This window comes from Lentzea flava, from assembly GCF_014648475.1.
In the GTDB taxonomy this organism is placed as follows: Bacteria; Actinomycetota; Actinomycetes; order Mycobacteriales; family Pseudonocardiaceae; genus Lentzea; species Lentzea flava.
Genome location: NZ_BMRE01000007.1, coordinates 94,864 through 118,835 on the forward strand (window position 1 = coordinate 94,864; position 23,972 = coordinate 118,835).

Sequence of the window (23,972 nt, forward strand, 5' to 3'; positions counted from 1 at the left end):
TCAGAGACCGAGTTCTTCGTCGAGCATCGCGAACATCTCGTCGTCCGAGGCCGACTCGAAGTCCTTCTCGGTGCCGGAGTCCTTCTCGGTGCCGGTGTTCCTCAGCGACGCCCACTTGGTGCGCAGAACGTCGAGCCTGCCCGCGATCTGCTGGTGCAGCGCGTCGTCCACAGTGGCCGCGTTCAACGCCCTCTCGAACGCGTCGAGGTCGGCGAGCACGCTCGGCAGCCCGGCTTCCGGCGCGTCGGCCAGCAGCTCGGACTTGAGGTGCGCCACCAGTTCCGCGGGTGTCGGGTAGTCGAACACGAGCGTGGCGGGCAGCCGCAGCCCGGTCGCGCCGCCGAGCCGGTTGCGCAGTTCGACCGCGGTGAGCGAGTCGAAGCCGAGGTCGGAGAACTGGCGGTCCTCCTCGATGACCTCGCCGTCGGCGTGGCCGAGCACCTCGGCGACCTGGCCGCGGACGAGGTCGAGCAGCGCGTCCGTGCGTCCCTGGTCGGTCAGGTTCGCGAGGCGCTGGACGAGCGAGTCCGCGGTTTCCTGGCCTGCCACCGCCTTCTTCGCCTTGGTGCGCACGAGGCCGCGCAGCAGCGGTGCGACCTCGTGGTTGCGCAGGACGCCGAAGTCGAGCCTGACCGGGATGGTGTGGGCGTGGCCGGTCCGGATCGCCTCGTCGAAGAGGGTGGTGCCGAGTTCCGCGGTGATCGCGGGCATGCCGTTGCGGGCCAGGCGTTCGGCGTCCTGGGCGCTGAGCATGCCGGTGTCCCAGGCACCCCAGGCGAGGCTCGCCGCCTTCTGGTGGTGCGCCTTGCGGAGCGCGGCCAGTGCGTCGAGGAACGCGTTGCCCGCCGCGTAGGCGGCCTGGCCCGCGTTGCCGAACGTGCCGGCGACGCTGCTGAACAGCACGAGGTTGGCTTGCGGTGCCAGTTCGTGCAGGTACCAGGCGGCGTCGGCCTTCGGCTGGAGCACCGGGTCGATGCGGTCGAGCGTCAGCGACTCGATCGTGGCGTCGTCCAGCACGCCTGCCGCGTGGATGATCGTGGCCGGGGTGTGGGTGCTCAGCAGCTCGGCGAGTTCGCCGCGGTCGCTGACGTCGCACGCGACGACCGTGACGTTCGCGTCGAGGTCCACGTCCGCCTGGCCGCTGCGGTTCACCAGGACGAGGTCCCCGACGCCGTGGTTCTCGACGAGGTGCCGGGCGATGATCCGGCCCAGGCCGCCCGTGCCGCCGGTGATGAGGACCTTGCCGTACTCGACGGTGTTCTCGGTGCGTTCCGCCCTGGTGAGCCTGCCTCCGAGGATCTCGCCGTCGCGCAGGACGACCTGGGGTTCGCCGGCGTTCACCGCCTGGCGCAGCACGGCGAGGCTGGAGCGCCGGTCGTCGAGGTCGAGCAACCCGAAGCTGCCGGGGTGCTCGGACTGCGCGACCCGCACCAGTCCCCACACCGCCGCGGCGACCGGGTCCGGGATGTCTCCCTCGGTGGCCGCGACGGCGTTCTTCGTGACGAACCAGAGCCGTCCGCCGCGTCCGCTGGTGATCCACTCCTGGACGGCGATCAGCGCGTCCGACACGGCGGCGTGCGCGGAGTCCACGACGTCGTCCGAGTAGGCCGTGATCTCGGTCAGCACGACCTCGGCGTCGGCGGACTCGATGGTGTCGTGGACACGTCCGGCGACGAGGTGGTCGACGAGTCCGAAGTGGTCGGTGCCCGCGATCGCCACCTGAGCGCCGATCGGCTCGGTGACGGTGATCGGCGTCCAGCCGAGCGTGAAGAGCGCGTCGCGCGTGGTGTTCTCGGCGAGCTGCCCGGCGTTGACGGCCCGCACCACCAGCGACTCGACCTCGGCGACCGGGTTGCCCTGCGGGTCGGCGACGACGATGCGCATCGCCCCGCTCTCGTCCCGCGTCATCCGCACCCGGACGCTGTCCGCTCCGGTGGCGTGGATCTTCACGCCCTCCCAGCTGAACGGCAGCCCCGCGCCCTGGTCGCCTTCGGCGAGCAGCGCGGTGTGCAGGGTGGCGTCGAGCAGCGCCGGGTGGATGCCGAACGCGCCGGGCTCGATCCCTTCCGGCAGCGCGACCTCCGCGTACACGGCGCCGTCGTGGCGCCACGCCTTCCGGAGCCCGCGGAACGTTTCCCCGTACGCGAACCCGATCTCCGCGAACCTGTCGTAAACCCCTTCCAGCTCAACCGGTTCCCCGACGGGCCAGGTGTCGAGCCGCTCGCCCTGCTGGTCGCTGCTGCCGAGGACACCGCTGGCGTTCTCGGTCCACGGCAGGTCCGTGTCCTCCGGCCTGCTGTAGATCGTGACGGTGCGCTTGCCGCCGTCCTCGGCGCTGATGGCGACCTGCAGCTGCACACCGCCCTGCTCGGGCAGCATCAGCGGCGCCGCGATCGTGAGCTCTTCCAGCGTGTCGAGCCCGAGTTCCTCGGCTGCCCTGAGCGCGACCTCGACCAGCGCCGCGCCGGGAACGAGCGCGCGTCCCATGATCACGTGGTCGGCCAGCCACGCGTGGGTCCTGAGCGCGATCCGGCTGGTGAACAGGTGGCCGTCCTGCCCGGCGAGCTGCACGGCGGCGCCGAGCAGCGGGTGCCCGATCCCGCTCAGGCCCGCGGCCTTGACGTCGCCGGAGCTCTCCACGACCTTCGGCCAGTACGACTGCCTGCGGAACGCGTACGTGGGCAGGTCGATCCTCCTGGCGCCGCGCAGCAACGGCGACCAGTCGACGCCGACGCCCTCCACGTGCGCCTGCCCGAGCGCGGTGAGCACCCCGGTGATCTCGCTCCGCCCCCGCTTGAGCACGGGAATCGCCCCGTCCACCAACGGCGTCAGCGCCGCGTCGGGCCCGATCTCGATGAACGTCTGGTCTCCCAGCGCGGTCACGTTGTCGTGGAACCGCACGGCGTCCCGGACGTGGTTGACCCAGTAGTCCGCCGTCGTGACGTCGCCGCTCGCCTGGAACGCGATCCGCGGCTCGCTGAAGGTGATCTCCGCGATCGCCTCCCGGAAGTCCGGCAGCATCGGCTCCATCAACGGCGAGTGGAACGCGTGACTGACGTTGAGCCGCTTGTACTTCCACTGCTTGGCGATCTTGAGGACCTCGTCCTCCTCGCCCGCCAGCACCACGGTCCGCGGCCCGTTGATCGCCGCGATCGACACGTTGCCCGTGAGGTACGGCGTGACCTCGTCCTCCGAGGCGATGACCGACACCATCGCGCCACCGGCCGGGAGGTTCTGCATGAGCGCGGCCCGTGCCGTGATCAGCAGGCAGGCGTCCTCGAGGCTCAGCACCCCGGCGACGTGCGCCGCCGCCACCTCACCGATGGAGTGCCCGGCGACGTGGTCCGGCGTCACCCCGAACGACTCGACGAGCCGGTAGAGCGCCACCTCGACCGCGAACAACGCCGGCTGCGCGAACCCGGTCTGGTTGAGCGCCTCCTGGTCCTCGCCCCACATGACCTCGCGCAGCGCCGGGTCGAGGTGCTGCAGCACGGTGTCGAGCGCTTCGGCGAACACGGGGTACGTCTCGTACAGCTCCCGTCCCATGCCGATGCGCTGGGATCCCTGCCCGCTGAACAGGAACGCGGTGGGCTTCCTCTTCGCCAGGCCTCGTGCCACGACCTCGCCGTCCAGCACCACGGCCCGGTGGTCGAACAACGTCCTGGTGGTCAGCAACGAGTACGCGATGTCGGCGGCCGGCGCGCTGACCTGCTTGATCCGCTCGATCTGCCCGTCCAGCGCCGCGTCGGACCGTGCCGACACGACCAGCGGAATCGATCCGGACTGGCTGGCCCCCAGGGGGTCGCGAGACCCCATCCCAATCTTCTCAGGCGGGTCTGACATTTCCGGGGCCTCGAGAATCACGTGGGCGTTCGTGCCCGAGATGCCGAACGACGACACCGCCGCCCGCCGCGGCCGTGACACCTCGGGCCACGCGGTGTTCTCCTGCAGCAGCTCGACCGCGCCCTCGCTCCAGTCGACGTGCGACGAGGGCGTCGAGGCGTGCAGCGTCCGCGGCAGCACGCCGTGCCGCATCGCCTGCACCATCTTGATGACGCCCGCGACACCGGCAGCGGCCTGCGTGTGACCGATGTTCGACTTGATGCCGCCCAGCAGCAGCGGGACCGAGCGATCCTGCCCGTAGGTGGCCATCAGTGCCTGAGCCTCGATGGGGTCGCCCAAAGAAGTACCGGTGCCATGTGCCTCAACGGCGTCGACATCAGCAGCGGTCAGCCCTGCAGACGCCAGCGCCTGACGGATGACCCTCTGCTGCGACGGCCCGTTGGGCGCCGTCAGGCCGTTGGAAGCGCCGTCCTGGTTGATCGCCGACCCGCGCACGACCGCCAGAATCGTGTGGCCGTTGCGCACGGCATCGGACTGACGTTCCAGCACGAGCAGACCAACACCCTCGGACCACCCGACACCATCGGCGGAATCCGAGAACGCCTTGCACCGGCCGTCCTCCGCCAGGCCCCTCTGCCGCGAGAACCCGACGAACGAGCCCGGCGTCGACATGACGGTCACACCACCGGCCAGCGCCAGCGAGCACTCACCAGCCCGAAGAGCCTGCATGGCCCAGTGCAGCGCCACGAGAGAGGACGAGCACGCGGTGTCGATCGACACCGACGGTCCCTCAAGCCCGAGCGCGTACGACACCCGCCCGGAGATCACCGAGGGCGACGCACCGGTCGACCCGAAGCCCTCGCTGTCCGCGCCGCCGATGAGCTGCGTGTAGTCGTTGTACATGACACCGGCGAACACACCGGTCGAGCTGCCCCGCAACGACGCCGGCGCGATGCCCGCCCGTTCCAGCGCCTCCCACGCGGTCTCCAGCATGAGCCGCTGCTGCGCGTCCGTCGCGACCGCCTCGCGCGGCGACATCCCGAAGAACTCGGGGTCGAACAGGTCGGCGTCGTGCAGGAAGCCGCCGGCCCGCACGTACGAGGTGCCGGGGTGGTCGGGGTCGGGGTGGAACAACGTGTCGAGGTCCCAGCCGCGGTTCGTCGGGAACGGCGTGATCGCGTCGACGCCGTCGACCACCAGCTGCCACAGGTCCTCCGGCGACGACACACCGCCGGGGTAACGGCAGGCCATGCCGACGATCACGATCGGATCGTCCGAAGTGGACACCAGAGCGGGCAGGTCCGGCACCTCGGACACCGCGCCGAGCAGTTCGTCCTTGAGGTACGCCGCCAGCTGGGCGGACGACGGGTAGTCGAACACCACGGTCGCCGGCAGCTTCAGCCCGGTGACGGCGGTGAGCCGGTTGCGCAGCTCGACCGCGGTGAGCGAGTCGAACCCGAGCTCCTGGAACGCCCGCGCCGGATCGACCGCCGCGATCGTGTCGTAGCCGAGCACCGCCGCGACCTCGCCGCGCACGAGATCCACCAGCGCGTCCAACCGGCCGGTTTCGTCCAGAACGGACAGTCGCTGCACGAGCCCGGACGCCGTTTCCGACCCGGCGACCTTCCGCCGCGCCTTGACCCGGATCAGCCCGCGCAGCAACGGCTTCACGTCACCGTTCTGCTTCAGCGCGCCCAGGTCGAGCCGCACCGGCACCACCGCGGCCTCGGTCCCGGCGACCGCCGCGTCGAACAGCCGCAGCCCCAGCTCGGACGAGATGGCGGGCATGCCGGAACGCCGCATCCGTTCGGCGTCCTCGGCCGACAGCATGCCGGTGTCCCAGGCGCCCCAGGCCAGCGACACACCGGGCAGGCCGTTGAGCTGCCGGTGCGTGGCCAGCGCGTCGAGGAAGGCGTTGCCGGCGGCGTAGTTGCCCTGTCCGGCGTTGCCGAACACCCCGGCCGCCGACGAGAACAGCACGAACCGCGTGGCCTCGGTGGCGAGGTCGTGCAGGTTCAGCGCCGCGTCGACCTTGGCGCGCAGCACGCCGTCGACCCGCTCCGGCGTGAGCGACTCGATCACGCCGTCGTCGAGCACACCGGCCGCGTGCACCACACCGCGAACCCTGTGCTGCTTCAGCAACTCCCACAGCGCGGCCCGGTCGGCGACGTCGCAGGCGACGACGGAGACCCGTGCTCCCAACGCCTCCAGCTCGCTGACGTCACCCTGTCCGCTGCGGCTGACCAGGATCAGCTCGGTGACACCGTGGTTCTCCACGAGGTGGCGCGCGACGATCCTGCCCAGCCCGCCGGTGCCACCGGTGACCAGAACCGGGCTCTCCCAGGCACCATCGCCGGTTCCGGCGGCGATCCGCCCGAGGCGCGCCGCCCGTGCCTCACCGTCACGGATCTGCAGCTGCGGCTCGTCGAGGTCCAGCACACCGAGCAACGTCGCGAGCGACGACTCCTCGGCGTCCAGGTCGATCAAGCCGAACCGGTCGGGATGCTCGGTCTGCGCACTACGCACCAGCCCCCACACCGCCGCACCGGCCAGGTCGTCGCCTTCGACCGCGCCGCGCGTGACGAACACGAGCCGCCCGTCGCGGTCCTCCCGGATCCACTCCTGCAGCAGCTCCAACACGCGGTGCGTCGTCGTCCTGACCGACTCCGCGTTCTGCTCCCCCGCGACCGGCACGAGCACAACGTCGGTGTCGGTCAGGGAAAGCAGGCCCTCGACCCGTCCGACCGACAGCCCCAGCACGTCCGGCCCGAGCACGCTGACCGTCTTGCCCGCCGCGGCCGGCGGCACCGCGACCGGCGTCCACTGGACCGAGAACAACGCGTCCAGCTCGGCGGGCTGCTCCGCGGCGGCCGCCCGCATCACCAGCGACTCGACCGACGCCACCGGGTTGCCTGCCGGGTCGGCCAGCGCGATCCGCAGTCCGTTGTCGTCGCGCGTCATCTTGACCCGCAACGCGGTGGCTCCGGTGGCGTGCAGCGACACGTTCTCCCAGGCGAACGGCAGGCCGGCGGCGCCGCTCTCGTCGAGCAGCGAGGCGTGCAGCGCCGCGTCCAGCAACGCCGGGTGCAGCCCGAACGGCTTCACGTTCACGTCGTCGGGCAACGCCACCTCGGCATACGTGGTGTCGCCGTCCCGCCAGGCCGCCCGCAGCCCGCGGAACATGCCGTCGTAGGCGAAGCCGGCCTCGGCGAACTTCTCGTAGCAGCCCTCGACGTCCACCGCTTCGGCCTGAGGCGGCCACACGGACGCGTCGAACTCGACTCGCTGCTCCCCCTTGGCCAGCACGCCGCTGACGACCTGCGTCCACGGCGCGTCGCCGCCCTCGTCCGGCCGCGCGTGAATCGTGAACGTCCGCCGCTCCTCGCCCGCGGACACCTTCATCTGCAACGCCAGCCCGCCGTGCTCCGGCAGCACGACCGGGGCCGACAACGTCAGCTCCTCCAGCCGGTCCAGCCCGACCTCGTCCCCGGCCCGCAGCGCGAGCTCGACGAGCGCCGCACCCGGCACCATCACGCGTCCCATGATCGTGTGGTTGCGGATCCACGGGTGCGTGCGCAGCGCCAGCCTGCTGGTGAACAGGAACCCTTCCCCGTCAGCGAGTTCCGCCGACGCGATGAGCAGCGGGTGCCCGACCGCGACCATGCCGATCCCGGACGCGTCGTCCCCGCCGATCCGCACCGCCGGCCAGTACCGCTGGTGGTGGAACGCGTACGTGGGCAGGTCGATCTTCCTGCCGCCGCGGCAGAACACGCTCCAGTCGACCTTCACGCCGTCGACGTGCAGCCTGGCCAGCGCGGTCAACGCCGCCACGCGCTCGCCCCTGTCCTTGCGCAGCACGGGAATCGCGTCCTCGACCAGCGCCGAGAGCACCCCGTCCGGCCCGACCTCGAGGAACGTGGTGGCACCCCGCTCGCGCAGCTTCTCGACATTCTCGTGGAACCGCACCGCGTCCCGGACGTGGCCGACCCAGTACTCGACCGTCGTGACGTCGCCACTGGCGACGACCGGAATGCTCGGCTGGGAGAACGTCACCTCCGCCAGCGCCTCGCGGAAGTCGTCGAGCATCGGCTCCATCAACGGCGAGTGGAACGCGTGACTGACCTTGAGCCGCTTGCTCTTCCACCGCTCGGCGATCCGGAGCACCTCGTCCTCGTCACCCGCGATGACCACCGACCTGGGCCCGTTGATCGCCGCGATCGACACCCGCTCGGTGAGGTGAGGCGTCACCTCCTCCTCGGAGGCGATCAGCGACACCATCGCGCCTCCGGCCGGGAGGTTCTGCATGAGCGCGGCCCGTGCCGTGACCAGCAGGCACGCGTCTTCCAGGCTCAGCACCCCGGCCACGTGCGCCGCCGCGATCTCCCCGATCGAATGCCCGGCCACCTGATCCGGCCGGACACCCCAGGACTCGACCAGCCGGTACAGCGCCACCTCGACCGCGAACAACGCCGGCTGCGTGAACCCGGTCTGGTTCAGCGCCTCCTGGTCGTCACCCCACATGACCTCGCGGACCGCCGGGTCCAGGTACATCAGCACGGCGTCCAGCGCCTCGGCGAACACGGGGAACGCCTCGTACAGCTCACGCCCCATGCCGACGCGCTGCGACCCCTGCCCGGAGAACAGCACCGCGAGCGACCGCTGCGACTGCGCGGTCCCCTGCGCCAGCACCTCGTCGCCGAGCACCACGGCCCGGTGGTCGAACTGCGCGCGCGTGGTCAGCAACGAGTGGGCGATGTCCTCCGGCGCCCCTTGGGCCGCCTTGACCCGTTCGACCTGGCCCGGCAACGCCTCCGCCGTCTTGGCCGACACCACGAACGGCACCGCCTCGGCGAGCCCGCCCGATCCCGCCGCCGCAGCGTTTCCGGCCGCAGCCTCCCCAGCCGTGCCGTTCGCCGCTGGATCGATCCCGGCTGGGGCCCCTCCGGGGGAGACCGAGGTCCCCATCCCAATCATCTCAGGCAGGTCTGACACTTCCGGGGCCTCGAGAATCACGTGGGCGTTCGTGCCGGACAGACCGAACGACGAGACACCCGCCCGCCGTGGCCGCGACACCTCGGGCCACGGCGTAGGTTCGGTGACCAGCTCGACCGCGCCCTCGCTCCAGTCGACGTGCGTGGACGGCTCGGTGACGTGCAGGGTCGGCGGCACGACGCCGTGCCGCATCGCCTGCACCATCTTGATCACACCGGCGACACCGGCCGCGGCCTGCGTGTGGCCGATGTTCGACTTGATGCCACCGAGCAGCAGCGGGACCGAGCGATCCTGCCCGTAGGTCGCGAGCAGCGCCTGGGCCTCGATCGGGTCACCCAAAGTCGTGCCGGTGCCGTGTGCCTCGACGGCGTCGACGTCCGCAGTGGACAGTCCGGCCGACGCCAGCGCCTGCCGGATCACCCGCTGCTGCGACGGCCCGTTCGGCGCGGTCAGCCCGTTGGAAGCACCGTCCTGGTTGATGGCGGAACCCCGCACGACAGCCAGGATCGTGTGCCCGTTGCGCACGGCATCCGACTGCCGCTCCATCACCAGCAGGCCGACGCCCTCGGACCAGCCGACACCGTCGGCGGAGTCCGAGAACGCCTTGCAGCGCCCGTCCTCCGCCAGCCCGCGCTGCCGCGAGAACCCGACGAACGCCCCCGGCGTCGACATCACCGTCACACCACCGGCCAGCGCCAGCGTGCACTCACCGGCCCGCAGCGCCTGCGCCGCGAGGTGCATCGCGACCAGCGACGACGAGCACGCGGTGTCGATCGACACCGATGGCCCCTCGAACCCGAAGGTGTAGGAGACGCGGCCGGACACCACCGACGGCGACGTGCCGGCACCCTGGTGCCCCTCGGAGTCGGCTTCGAGGATCTGCGCGTAGTCCGAGTACATGACACCGGCGAACACACCGGTCCGCGATCCGCGCAGCGAGGTCGGGTCGATCCCGGCCCGCTCCAACGCCTCCCACGTCGTCTCCAGCAGGATGCGCTGCTGCCCGTCCGTGCCGAGCGCCTCGCGCGGCGACATGCCGAAGAACGCCGGGTCGAACTGGTCCGCGTCGTGCAGGAAGCCACCGGCGCGGGCGTAGGACGTGCCGAGGTGGTCGGGGTCCGGGTGGAACAACGAGTCGAGGTCCCAGCCGCGGTTCGTCGGGAACGGCGTGATCGCGTCGACACCGTTCACCACGAGGTCCCACAACGTCTCCGGCGACGTCACGCCACCGGGGAACCGGCAGGCCATGCCGACGATGACGATCGGATCGTCCGAAGTGGACACCAGCGCGGGCAGCTCGGAGCTCTCCTGCACCGCGCCGAACAGTTCGGCGTGCAGATGATCGGCGAGCGCGATGGCCGTCGGGTAGTCGAACACCAGCGTCGCCGGCAGCCGCAGCCCGGTCGCCTCGGTCAGCTGGTTGCGCAGCTCGACGGCCGTCAGCGAGTCGAACCCGAGGTCCTGGAACGCCCGCGTGGCGTCCACCGCGTCGATCGACGAGTGGCCGAGCACCGCCGACACCTGCGTGCGCACCAGGTCCACGAGCGCCGCACGACGGTCCGCGACGTTCATCGCGCCGAGCTTCTGCACGAGCCCGGACGCCGTGGCCGACCCCGCCGCCGCCCGCCGCGTCTTGACCCGGATCAGCCCCTGCAGCAACGGCGCCACCGCACCGCGCGCCCGCAGCGTCGCCAGGTCCAGCCGCACCGGAACGGTCAGCGCCGCCCCGCTCGCGACCGCCGCGTCGAACAGCTCCAGTCCCTGCCGCACCGTGATGGGCGGCAGGCCGGCGGCGGTCATCCGCGCGGCTTCGGCCTCGGTCAGTTCTCCGGTCATGCCGCTGACCCCGGACCACACACCCCACGCCATCGACGTCGCGGGCAGCCCCTGAGCCTTCCGGTGCGCGGCGAGGGCGTCGAGGAACGCGTTGCCCGCCGCGTAGTTGGCCTGCCCGGCGTTGCCGAACACCCCGGCCGCCGACGAGAACACCACGAACGCCGTGAGGTCGCTGGTCAGCTCGTGCAGGTGCCACGCGGCGTCGGCCTTGGGCTTCACCACGTTCGCGACGCGCTCGGGCGTCATCGACTCGATCACGCCGTCGTCCAGCACACCGGCCGCGTGCACAACGCCTCGAACCTCGTGCCGCGCAAGGAGTTCCGCGACGGCGTCCCGGTCGGTCACGTCACACGCCGCGACGGTGACCTGTGCTCCCAGCGCTTCCAGCTCGGCCGTGTCCGCCTGCCCGCGGCGGCTGACGAGCAGCAGCTCGCGCACACCGTGCGCCTCGACGAGGTGCTTCGCGACGACCGCGCCCAGCCCGCCGGTGCCACCGGTGACGAGAACCTTGCCCTCCCACCGGACTTCGGCGGGCTCGTTCGTGATCCGCGCGAGCCGGGCGGCCAGCACCTGACCGTCCCGGACGACCAGCTGCGGCTCGTCGACCCCGAACGCCACGGAAACCATTGCGGTGGAAAGGTTGTTGCCGCACAGGTCGATCAGCCCGAACCGCTGCGGGTGCTCCGACTGCGCCGACCGCACCAGACCCCACACCGCGGCGGCTCCCAGGTCGTCGCCCGTGGTCGCGCCCCGTGTGACGAACGTGAGCTTGCCGCCCCTGCCGCTGCTGATCCACTCCTGCACCAGCTCCAGCACGCGGCTCGTGGTGGCGTGCGTGCCGGCGAGCACGTCGTCGCCGCCAACGACGGGCACCAGGACCAGTCCGGCGTCCGTGTCCGCGATCGCGTCGACCACGGGGAACCCGAGGCCGAGCACGTCCGGTCCGAGCACCGCGACCGACTCGGGAGCGGCGATGTCCTCTTGCGTGACCGGCACCCACTCCAGCCCGAACAGTTCGCTCTGCCGGGCCTCTGCGAGCTGCTCGGCGTTGACCGCCCGCACGACCACGGCCTCGACGGTGGCGACCGGCGCTCCCGTGACGTCGGCCAGCGCGATGGTCCTGCGCATGCCGCCCTCGTCGCGAGTCAGCTTGACGCGCAGCTCGCTCGCTCCGGTGGCGTGCAGCGAAACGCCCTCCCACGAGAACGGCAGCCCCGCGTCGAGCGTCTCGTCCAGCAACGCCGCGTGCAACGCCGAGTCGAGCAACGCCGGGTGCAGCCCGTAGGCCGTGCCGTCGACGTCCTCGGGCAGCGAGAGCTCGGCGTAGATCTCGTCGCCGACCCGCCACGCGGCCTTGAGGTTCTGGAACGCGTGCCCGTAAGCGAAGCCCACGGTCGCGAACCGCTCGTAGCACTCCTCGTAGTCCATCGCCACGGCACCGGCAGGCGGCCAGACCGTCGTTTCGAAATGGTTGCTGGTCGTGCCGCGCGCCAGGAACCCGGTCGCGTGCTGCGTCCACGGGCCGTCCGGCGCGTCCTCTGGCCGCGAGTGGATCGCGAACTGCCGGCGCCCACCGTGGTCCGTTCCCACTTTCAGCTGAATCTGCACGGCCCCGCGCTCGGGCAGCACGAGCGGCGCGGCGAGCGTGAGGTCGTCGACCCGGTCGAGCCCGACCTCGTCCGCGGCCCGCAGCGCGAGCTCGATCAGCACGGCGGCGGGCACCAGCGTGCGCCCCATGATCACGTGGTCCGCGAGCCACGAATGCGTGCTCAGCGACACCCGGCTGGTGAACACGACGCCTTCGCCCTCGGCCAGCTCGACCGCCGCCCCGAGCAACGGGTGCGCCACGCCGACCAGCCCCAGCCCGGACGCGTCCGACGCCCGCCCGGCGCTCGCCGGCCAGTACCGCTGCCGGTTGAACGGGTAGGTGGGCAGCTCGACCCGCTTACCGCCCTCGTAGAACCGCGTCCAGTCAACATTGACGCCGTCAACATGTACTTGACCGAGTGCAGTCAACATTGATTCAACATCGGACTTGACGCGCGTCAACGTCGGAATCAACCCGTCAACCATCGCCGTCAACTGCGCATCCGGCCCCACCTCGACCAGCGTCACGTCACCCAACCGAGTGACGTTGTCGTGGAACCGCACCGCATCGCGAACGTGCCGCACCCAGTACTCGGCCGTCGTGACGTCCCCGGACGCGCTGATCGGCACGACCGGCTCGGCGAACCGAATCTCCGCGATCGCCTCACGGAAGTCGTCGAGCATCGGCTCCATCAACGGCGAGTGGAACGCATGACTGACGTTGAGCCGCTTGTGCTTCCACCGCTCCGCAACCGCCAGCACCTCGTCCTCGACACCCGCGATCACCACCGAGCGCGGCCCGTTGACGGCGGCGATCGACACGTTCGCGCTGAGATGCGGCACAACCTCTTCTTCGGACGCGACGACCGACACCATCGCGCCGCCCTCCGGCAACGCCTGCATGAGCGCCGACCGAGCCGTAACCAGCAGACACGCGTCCTCAAGGCTCAACACCCCGGCCACGTGCGCCGCCGCGATCTCCCCGATCGAATGCCCGACCAGATGATCCGGCTTCACCCCGAACCACTCCAGCAACCGGAACAGCGCCACCTCAACCGCGAAAATCGCCGGCTGCGCAAACCCGGTCTGGTTCAACGCCTCCTGGTCATCACCCCACATGACCTCCCGCAGAGCCGGGTCGAGGTTCACCAGCGCCGCATCGAGCGCCTCCGCGAACACCGGGAACGCCTCATACAGCTCCCGCGCCATCCCGACCCGCTGCGACCCCTGCCCGGAGAACACCACGGCAAGCGGCCGGTTCCGCACCACACCACTGGCGAGCTCGACGCCGTTCCACACCACAGCGCGGTGCTCGAACAACGCACGCGTGGTCACCAACGAGAACCCGACGTCCACGGCGGACACGCCACTGTCCACCAGCGCGCTGATCCGCTCGACCTGCGCCTTCAACGACGCCCGCGACTTGGCCGACACCACCAACGGCGCTGGCACTCCCACCGGAGCTGACCCAGCCGTGCCGTTCACCGCTGGATCGATCCCGGCTGGGGCCCCTCCGGGGGAGACCGAGGTCCCCATCCCAATCATCTCAGGCAGGTCCGACAATTCCGGAGCCTCGAGAATCACGTGGGCGTTGGTGCCCGAGACGCCGAACGACGAGACGGCGGCACGGCGTGCACGGCCGACCGCGGGCCATTCGGTGTTGCCCGTCAGCAGCCTGACCGAACCGGCCTCCCAGTCCACGTGGGACGACGGCGAGTCGATGTGCAGCGTCTGCGGCACGACGCCGTGGCGCAGCGCCTGGACCATCTTGATCACGCCCGCGACACCCGCGGCGGCCTGCGTGTGCCCGATGTTCGACTTGATCGAGCCGAGCAGCAGCGGCTCGGAGCGGTCCTGGCCGTAGGTCGCCAGCAGCGCCTGCGCCTCGATCGGGTCACCCAGCGTCGTGCCGGTGCCGTGCGCCTCGACGACGTCAACGTCCGCAGTGGACAGTCCGGCCGACGCCAGCGCCTGCCGGATCACCCGCTGCTGCGACGGCCCGTTCGGCGCGGTCAGCCCGTTGGAAGCACCGTCCTGGTTGACCGCGGAACCACGCACGACCGCGAGAACCGTGTGGCCGTTGCGCCGCGCGTCGGACAGACGTTCCAGCACGACCACACCGACACCCTCGGACCAGCCGACGCCGTCGGCGGAGTCGGAGAACGCCTTGCACCGGCCGTCGGGCGAGAGCCCGCGCTGCCGGGAGAACCCGATGAACGCGCCCGGCGAGGCCAGCACGGTCACACCACCGGCGAGCGCCAAAGAGCATTCACCGGCGCGGAGAGCCTGCATAGCCCAGTGCATGGCCACCAACGACGACGAGCAGGCCGTGTCGAGAGTGACCGCGGGCCCCTCGAAGCCGAACGTGTAGGAGACACGGCCGGACACGACCGAAGGGGAACCGCCAGTCGTCTGGTAGCCCTCGGAGTCGCCTTCGAGCAGCAGCGAGTAGTCGTTGTACATGACGCCGGCGAACACACCGGTCGGGCTGCCCTTCAACGCGACGGGGTCGATGCCCGCGCGTTCCAGCGCCTCCCACGACGCCTCGAGCAGGAGTCGCTGCTGGGCATCGGTCGACATGGCCTCGCGCGGCGACATGCCGAAGAACTCCGGGTCGAACAGGTCCGCGTCGTGGATGAAGCCACCGGACTTCGTGTACGAGGTGCCGACGTGGTCGGGGTCCGGGTGGTAGAGCGAGTCGAGGTCCCAGCCGCGGTTGGTCGGGAACTCCGTGATGGCGTCGCGGCCTTCGATCACGAGGTCCCACAGCTGTTCCGGCGTGGTGACGCCGCCGGGATAGCGGCAGGCCATGCCGACGATCACGATCGGATCGTCCGAAGTGGACGTCAGCGCGGGCAGCACCGGCAACGCCTGATCGGCGCCGAACAGTTCGTCGCGCAGGAAACCGGCGAGCACCTGGGACGTCGGGTAGTCGAAGATCAACGTGCTCGGCAGCCGCAGCCCGGTGACGTTCGTCAGCCGGTTGCGCAGGTCGACCGCCGTGAGCGAGTCGAACCCGAGGTCCTGGAACGCCTTGGCCGGATCCACCGCGGCAGCACCGTCGTGGCCGAGCACGGCCGCGACCTCGGTGCGCACCAGATCCAGCAGGGCGGCGAGACGTGCTTCCGGTGCCATCGCGGTGAGTCGCTGAACGAGCCCGGAGTCGGCCTGGGCCGCGGCACGCCGGGCCCGCGTCCGGATCAAGCCGCGCAGCAATGGCCGGATCTCACCGTGCCCGCGCAACGTCGCGAGGTCGAGGCGCAACGGCAGCAGCACCGCGTCCTCACCGGCGATCGCCGCGTCGAACAGCGCGAGCCCCTGCTCCACCGACAGCGGCGGCGTGCCGCCGCGCGCCATGCGTTCGGCGTCGGCCTCCGACAGCATGCCGGTCTGGTTCCACGCGCCCCACGCCAGCGACACGGCGGGAAGCCCCGCGGCCCTGCGGTGCTCGGCGAGCGCGTCGAGGAACGCGTTGCCCGCCGCGTAGTTCGCCTGCCCGGCGGCGCCGAACGTCCCGGCGGCGCTGGAGAAGAGGACGAACTTGTCGAGGTTCTTGGTGAGCTCGTGGAGGTTCCACGCGGCGTCGACCTTGGGGCGCAGCACGGTCGCGAGACGCTCCGGCGTGAGCGATTCGACCACACCGTCGTCCAGCACACCGGCGGTGTGCACGACGCTGCGCACCTTGTGCTTCTTCAACACCTTCTGCAACGCCTTGCGGTCACTGACATCGCACGCGACCACGGCGACCTTGGCGTCCAAATCGGACACGTCCGCCTTGCCGGTGCGGCTCACCAGCACGAGTTCCTTGACGCCGTAGCGTTCGACCAGGTGCCTGGCGACCACCCGTCCCAGCCCACCGGTCCCGCCGGTGATCAGCACCGGCCCGGTGAACTCGCCGGGCTCCGCAGCCTCGGCCCGCGCGAGCCGTGCCGCGAACACCTCACCGCCGCGCACCCGCAGCTGCGGTTCGTCGATCGCGAGAACCTGCTCTGCCACCTCACCGTCGGTGTCGATGAGCGTGAACCGGCCGGGGTGCTCGTTCTGCGCGGCCCGGACCAGACCGTGCACCGCACTCGCGGCGAGATCGCCCTCGCGCGTCACGAACACCAGCCGCTCGGCCCGCTCCTCGGCGATCCAGCGCTGCACCAGTTCCAGCGCACGTGCGGCGAGAGCGTGCGTCCGCTCGACGACGTCCCCGTCGCCGGCGAACTCCTCCACCACCACAGCGGCCGCACCCGCATCGGGCAGCGACACCGGCACCCAGTCGAGCCGGAACAACGAATCCCGCTCGACAGCGCTGACCTGCTCGGTCACCGCGCGCGTCACCAGCGACCCGATCGTCGCCACGGGCGCACCCGCCGCGTCCGCGACCGCGATCTCCCACGCGTCCCCGTTGCGCCGCAACCGGACCCTGACCGCTCCCGCACCGACGGCGTGCAGCGACACGCCTTCCCACGAGAACGGCAGCCCCGCCTCGGCGCCGTCGAAGAACCCGCCGGCGTGCAGCGCGGCGTCGAGCAACGCCGGGTGCAGCCCGAACGCTCCTCCGTCCACGCCTTCGGGCAGCGCGACCTCGGCGAACACCTCGCCGTCCGTGCGCCACACGGCCCGCAGCCCCTGGAACACCGGCCCGTACTCGAACCCGTTCTCCGCGAAGCGTTCGTAAGCGCCGTCGACCTCAACGGCCTCAGCACCTCGCGGCGGCCACACCGCGGCATCGAAGTCGCTGCCGACGGCACCGCTGGCCAGGAACCCGGTCGCGTGCCGCGTCCACGCCACGTCCTCACCGTCCGGCCGCGAGAACACCTCGACCGCGCGCCGCCCGTTCTCCTCGGCACCGACCGCGACCTGGACCCGGACCGCCCCCTGCTCCGGCAGCACGAGCGGCGCGGCCAGCGTCAGCTCCTCGACGCGGTCCAGCCCGACCTCGTCCCCGGCCCGCACCGCGAGCTCCAGGAACGCGGTGCCGGGCAGCAACACCTGCCCGGACACCCTGTGGTCCGCGAGCCACGGGTGCGTGCTCAGCGACAGCCTGCTCGTGAACAGGTACCCGTCCGCCCCGGCAACGTCGACCGCCGTTCCGAGCAACGGGTGTTCGACCCCGGTGAGCCCCAGCGCCCCGGCGTCACCGGCCTTGCGCACCGGCTTCGGCCAGAACATCTGGTGCTCGAACGCGTAGGTGGGCAGATCAACCTTCCGTCCACCGCTGTACAGCCGCGTCCAGTCAACATTGACTCCGTCAACATGTACTTGACCGAGTGCAGTCAACATTGACGCGACCTCGCCGCGGTCACGCCTCAACACGGCCGTGGAGCCGTCCACCATCGCGCTCAACTGCGCGTCGGGCCCGACCTCCAGCAGAACGACGTCACCCAGTCGCGTGACGTTGTCGTGGAACCGCACCGCGTCCCGGACGTGATTCACCCAGTACTCGACCGTGGTGACATCGCCGGATGTCGACATTCCGACAACCGGCTCACGGAACACGATCCCGCTGATCGCCTCGCGGAAGTCGTCGAGCATCGGCTCCATCAACGGCGAGTGGAACGCATGACTGACGTTGAGCCGCTTGTGCTTCCACCGCTGGGCAACAGCCAGCACCTCGTCTTCGACACCCGCGATCACCACGGCGCGGGGTCCGTTGACGGCGGCGATCGACACCCCAGCGGTCAGATGCGGCACGACATCGTCTTCGGACGCGATCACCGACACCATCGCGCCGCCCTCCGGCAACGCCTGCATGAGCGCCGACCGAGCCGTAACCAGCAGGCACGCGTCCTCAAGGCTCAACACCCCGGCCACGTGCGCCGCCGCGATCTCCCCGATCGAATGCCCGACCAGGTGGTCCGGCTTGACCCCGAACCACTCCAGCAACCGGTACAGCGCCACCTCAACCGCGAAAATCGCCGGCTGCGCAAACCCGGTCTGGTTCAACGCCTCCTGATCATCACCCCACATGACCTCCCGCAGGGCCGGATCAAGGTTCACCAACGCCGCATCGAGCGCCTCCGCAAACACCGGGAACGCCTCATACAGCTCCCGCGCCATCCCGACCCGCTGCGACCCCTGACCGGAGAACACCACGGCAAGCGGCTTCCCGCCAGCAACACCCTCAGCAACAACATCACCGTCGAGCAAAACGGCCCGATGGTCGAACAACGCACGCGTAGTCGCCAACGAGAACCCGACGTCCACAGCGGACACACCACTGTCCACCAACGCCGTGATCCGCTCGATCTGACCCCGCAGCGCCCCGGCCGACTTCGCCGACACCACCAACGGCACCGGTGCCGCCGCGCCGACGCCAGCCGTCGCGATCGCCGCTGGATCGATCCCGCCTGGGGCCCCTCCGGGGGAGACCGAGGTCCCCATCCCAATCATCTCAGGCAGGTCCGACAATTCCGGAGCCTCGAGAATCACGTGAGCGTTGGTGCCCGACACGCCGAACGACGACACACCGGCGCGGCGCGGGCGGGAGACCGAAGGCCACGGGCGGGAGGTCGTCAGCACCTCGACGGCGCCCGACTCCCAATCGACCTGCGTGGTCGGCGTGCTGACGTGCAGGGTCCGGGGCAGCACGCCGTGGCGGAGCGCCTGCACCATCTTGATCACGCCCGCGACACCCGCGGCGGCTTGCGTGTGGCCGATGTTCGACTTGATCGAGCCCAGGTAGAGGGGCTCGTCGCGATCCTGTCCGTAGACCGCGAGCAGCGCCTGTGCCTCGATCGGGTCGCCGAGCTTCGTGGCGGTGCCGTGCGCCTCGACGGCGTCGACGTCCGCGGGCGACAGCCCGGCCGACGCCAGGGCGGCGCGGATCACGCGTTGCTGCGAAGGCCCGTTGGGCGCGGTCAGGCCGTTGGACGCGCCGTCCTGGTTCACCGCCGAGCCCCGCACGACGGCCAGAATCGTGTGACCGTTCCGCAGAGCGTCGGACTGGCGCTCCAGCACCAGCAGGCCGACGCCCTCACCCCAGCCGGTGCCGTCGGCGTCGTCCGAGAACGCCTTGCACCGCCCGTCGACGGAAAGGCCGCGCTGCCGGGAGAACTCGACGTAGGTGGTGGGCGTCGACATCACCGTCACACCGCCGGCGACCGCGAGCGAGCACTCGCCCGACCGCAGTGCCTGCGACGCAAGATGCAGTGCCACCAAAGAGGAAGAGCAAGCGGTGTCGACGGTGACCGCGGGGCCCTCGAAGCCGAACGTGTAGGACACGCGCCCCGAAGCGATGCTGCCCGCACTGCCCTGGCCCTGGTGCCCCTCGAACTCGGCACCGTCCAGAATGGACGCGTAGTCGTTGTACATGACACCGGTGAAGACACCGGTCGCACTGCCGCGCAAAGAAGCCGGGTCGATCCCGGCCCGCTCCAGCGCCTCCCACGTGGTTTCCAGCAGCAGGCGCTGCTGGGAGTCCGTGGCCAGGGCCTCGCGCGGCGACATGCCGAAGAACGCAGGGTCGAACGCGCCCGCCTCGTGCAGGAAGCCACCCGAGATCGAGTAGGTCGTGCCCGCGTGGTCGGGGTCGGGGTGGTAGATGCCGTCGATGTCCCAGCCGCGGTTGACCGGGAACTCGGTGATGGCGTCGACGCCGTCGGACACCAGCCGCCACAGGTCCTCTGGCGACGACACGCCTCCGGGGTAACGGCAGGCCATGCCGACGATCACGATCGGGTCGTCCGAAGTGGACACCGCAGCGGGCAGCGCGGACACCGGTGACTCGGCACCGAACAGCTCGTCCTTCAGGAAGCTCGCCAGCACCGCGGCGGTCGGGTGGTCGAACGTCAGCGTCGCGGGCAGCCGCAGCCCGGTGACCTCACCGAGCCGGTTGCGCAGCTCGACGGCGGTCAGCGAGTCGAAGCCCAGCGACTGGAACGCGCGCGACGGGTCGATCGTCTCGCCGCCGCTGTGGCCGAGCACGGCGCCGACCTCGGCACGCACCAGGTCGAGGAGCGCCTCCAGGCGTCCGGCGTCGTCGAGGCCCGCCAGCTTCTGCACCAGCGACGACGAGGTGGCGGACGCGGCCGTGCGGCGTGCGCGGACCTTCACCAGGCCCCGCAGCACCGCCGGAACCTCACCCCGCGCACGGAACACCGGCAGATCGAGCCGCAACGGCAACACCAGGCCCGCGCCGGAAGACAGTGCGGCGTCGAAGAGTTCCACGCCTTCCGCGGGTGTGATCGGCGGCATGCCCGACTTGGCGAGGCGTTCGGCGTCGGCACCCGACAGCATGCCGGTCTCGGCCCACGCGCCCCACGCCAGCGACACACCCGGCAGACCCTGCGCCCGCCGGTGCTCGATCAACGCGTCGAGGAACGTGTTGCCCGCCGCGTAGTTGCCCTGGCCGGACGAACCGAAGATCCCCGCACCGGACGAGTACACGACGAACGCGGACACGTCGCCGGCGAGCTCGTGCAGGTTCCACGCGGCGTCGACCTTGGGCCGCAGGACGTTCGACACGCGTTCGGGCGTGAGCGACTCGATCACGCCGTCGTCCAGCACACCGGCGGTGTGCACGACGGAACGGATTCGGTTGCCCGCAAAGAGGTTCGCGACGGCGTGCCGGTCGGCGACGTCGCACGCCACGACCGTCACCGACGCGTCCAGATCGGCAACCCAGTCCGGGGTCTCACCGCGGCGGCTGACCAGAACCAGGTCACGAACACCATGCGCGGCAACGAGATGCCGCGCGATCACCTGACCGAGCCCACCGGTGCCACCGGTGATCAGCACAGGTCCTTCCAGCACAACGCTGTCACCCGCGGCGATCCGCGCGACGCGCGGCACGAACACCTCGCCGCCCCGCACCCGCAGCTGCGGCTCCGCACTCGCGAGCACCGCGTCGGGCAGGTCGCCGTCGGTCTCGACCAGCGCGAAGCGGCCGGGGTGCTCCGACTGCGCGGCCCGCACCAGGCCCCACACCGCCGACGCACCCAAGTCACCTCGCCGGGTGACGAAAACGAGCTTCTCCGCGCGGTCGGCGGCGATCCACTCCTGGATCTTGGCGAGCGCGGAGGCGGTCACCGCGTGCGCGACCTCGACCGGTGACCCCTCTGCCGACACGTGCTCGACGACGTGCGCCGCCGGAACCGCGTCGGTGAGCGTGATCGGCACCCAGTCCAGCCCGAACAACGCCTCCTGCGCCGCGGTGAGCTGCTCCGCCGACACGGCTCGCGTCACCAGCGATCCGACCGTTGCCACCGGTGCACCGGTGGTGTCGGCGATGGCGATCTCCATCGAGCTGTCGCCGGTGGTCCACAGCCGCACGCGCAGCGCCGTCGCACCGACCGCGTGCAGCGCGACGTTTTCCCACGAGAACGGCACCGCGCCCTCGGTCCGCTGGTCGGCGAACGCCACGGCGTGCAGCGCCGCGTCCAGCAACGCCGGGTGGAGTCCGAAACCGGCGGTGGTCACGTCTTCGGGCAGCGCGACCTCGGCGAACACCTGGTCGCCCAGCTTCCAGGCGGCCCGCAGCCCCTGGAACGCGTGCCCGTACTCGAACCCGACCTCCGCGAACCGCTCGTAGAGACCCTCGACCGGCACTGCCTCGGCTCCGGCCGGCGGCCACGCGGACGCGTCGAAGGTGGAAGCGTCGAAGTCAGCGGCCGTGGTGCCGGCAGCCAGGAAACCGGCAGCGTGCTCGGTCCACGGCAGGTCGCTGTCCTCGGGACGGCTGTGGATCGCCACGGCCCGGCGGTCGCCTTCGGCACCGACCCGGATCTGCAGCTGAACGGCACCCGTGTCGGGCAGCACGAGCGGCGCCGAGATGGTCAGCTCGTCGACGCGGTCGAGGCCTGCCTCGTCCGCCGCCCGCAACGCGAGCTCGACGAGTGCCGCGCCGGGCACGAGCACCTTGCCGTGCAGGGAGTGGTCCCGCAGCCACGGGTGGGTGCGCAGCGACAGCCTGCTCGTGAACAGCAGGCCCTCTCCCCCGGCGAGCTCGACGGCGGCGCCGAGCAGCGGGTGTTCGACCGCGCCGAGGCCCGCCGACCGGACGTCGGACCTGGTGGACACCTCGGGCCAGAACCGGTGCTGCTCGAACGCATACGTCGGCAGGTCGATCTTGCGGCCATGTTGACAGAACTTGTTCCAATCAACATTGACGCCGTCAACATTGATTCGACTCAATGCCGTCAACATTGACTTGACTTCGTCAACATCGCGCCGGACCGCGGGCACGCATCCGTCCACCAGGGCGGACAGCACGCCATCGGGCCCGACCTCGAGGAACTTCACGTCACCCAGGGCCGAGACGTTGTCGTGGAACCGGACGGTGGCGCGGACGTGGTCGACCCAGTAGTCGACGGTGTCCACTTGTCCGGATGTTGACATTCGGACATTCGGCTCGTGGAACGTCAGCCCGCTGATCGCGTCGCGGAAGTCGTCGAGCATCGGCTCCATCAACGGCGAGTGGAAGGCGTGCGAGACCTTCAACCGCTTGTTCTTCCACCTCGCGGCGATGGCAAGCACTTCATCTTCGACGCCGGAGATCACGACAGACCGAGGCCCGTTGACCGCAGCGATGGCCACGCCATCGGTCAGATGGGCACGCACCTCTTCTTCGGACGCGACCACCGACACCATCGCGCCACCCGCGGGCAACGCCTTCATCAACGAGGCGCGCGCCGTGACGAGCTGGCACGCGTCCTCCAGGCTCAGCACCCCGGCGACGTGTGCGGCGGCGATTTCCCCGATCGAGTGACCCGCGATGTGATCGGGCGTCACGCCGTAGAACTCGAGCAGCCGGTACAACGCCACCTGGAACGCGAACAGCGCCGGCTGCGCATACCCGGTCTGGTTCAACGCCTCGGCGTCATCACCCCACATGACCTCGCGCACGGCGGGGTCGAGGTGGACGAGCACCGCGTCGAGCGCCTCGGCGAACACCGGGAACGCCTCGTACAGCTCGCGTCCCATGCCGAGCCGCTGCGACCCCTGCCCGCTGAACAAGAACGCCAGCTCCCCGGCCTTCGCCACGCCGGTCGCCAGCACTTCGCCGTCGAGCAGCACAGCCCGGTGGTCGAACAACGCGCGCGTGGTCAGCAACGAGAAGGCGATGTCCGCCGCGTCCCCCGGCCACGCCTTGATCCGCTCGACCTGCGCCGCCAGCGAGGCAGCCGATCGCGCCGACACGACCAGCGGAACCGAGCCCGCGCCGGTCGCGGCTGTATCGATCCCGGTTGGGGCCCCTCCGGGGGAGACCGAGGTCCCCATCCCAATCATCTCAGGCAGGTCTGACAGTTCCGGGGCCTCGAGGATCACGTGGGCGTTGGTGCCCGAGACGCCGAACGACGAGACACCGGCGCGGCGCGGGCGCGACACGGAAGGCCACGGGGTCGCGGTGGTCACCAGGGAGACGTCGCCCGCGCTCCAGTCGATGTGGGTGGAGGGCTGGTCGACGTGCAGCGTCGCGGGCACCACGCCGTGGCGCATCGCGTGGACCATCTTGATGACGCCGGCGACACCGGCGGCGGCCTGGGTGTGGCCGATGTTGGACTTGATGGAGCCGAGGAGGAGCGGCGACGGGCGGTCCTGGCCGTAGACGGCGAGCAGCGCCTGGGCCTCGATCGGGTCGCCGAGCGTGGTGCCCGTGCCGTGGGCCTCGACGACGTCGACGTCAGCGGTGGACAGGCCTGCGGAGGCGAGGGCCGCGCGGATCACGCGTTGCTGCGACGGGCCGTTCGGGGCGGTGAGGCCGTTCGAGGCGCCGTCCTGGTTGA

At 70.8% G+C, this 23,972-nt stretch carries 1 protein-coding gene (running past one end of the window); it reads right to left on the bottom strand.

Annotated elements, in window-relative coordinates; genetic code table 11:
* A protein-coding gene (locus tag IEZ09_RS12295; RefSeq protein ID WP_189253776.1) for a type I polyketide synthase crosses the window boundary here: on the bottom strand, nt 1–23,972 show its 3' portion. The gene runs 5,791 nt beyond the window's last position; only the last 23,972 of its 29,763 coding nucleotides appear in the window; its start codon lies off the right edge, out of view; it ends in the stop codon at nt 1–3.